We start from the raw sequence: 505 nt of genomic DNA, 5'->3' as shown, positions 1-505 counted from the left end.
CTTGGATTGATTGGTCCAAAGCAAACTTGGCTAGGTCACCAAGCTCCATTAACTCGGACTTTAACGTTATTAATTGCTCTTCAAAGCTTTCTCTAGTCAAAATCTGCACCTCCATTAACTATCCAAAACGGCCGGTAATGTAATCTTCCGTACGTTTATCAGTAGGATTAGAAAAAAGTTTATCTGTATTGCTGTACTCTACTACTTCACCGTTTAGAAAGAATGCCGTTCTATCTGAAATTCTCGCTGCCTGTTGCATATTATGCGTAACTATTACAATGCTGAATTCCTTTTTAAGATTCTGCACTAGTTCTTCCACCTTCAACGTTGAAATTGGATCTAGCGCCGATGTTGGTTCATCCATTAAAATGACTTCTGGTTCAATCGCTAAACATCTAGCAATACATAGCCGTTGTTGCTGCCCGCCAGACAACCCAAATGCATTTTCGGTTAAGCGATCTTTTACTTCCTCCCATAGTGTGGCTCCCTTCAAACTTTTTTCAAC

Annotated in this window: 1 protein-coding gene; it reads right to left on the bottom strand. The window is 40.0% G+C overall.

Annotation, left to right across the window (positions count from 1 at the left end):
- Positions 1–118: 118 nt before the first annotated feature.
- Positions 119–505: phosphate ABC transporter ATP-binding protein (locus AC3G7N_RS22815; protein WP_489424371.1), on the bottom strand; the 387-nt coding region annotated here is incomplete at its 5' end.

Source organism: Virgibacillus carmonensis, from assembly GCF_057836705.1.
Note: the sequence above shows the minus strand (reverse complement) of the source record. Positions and strands in the feature narration are given on the sequence as shown.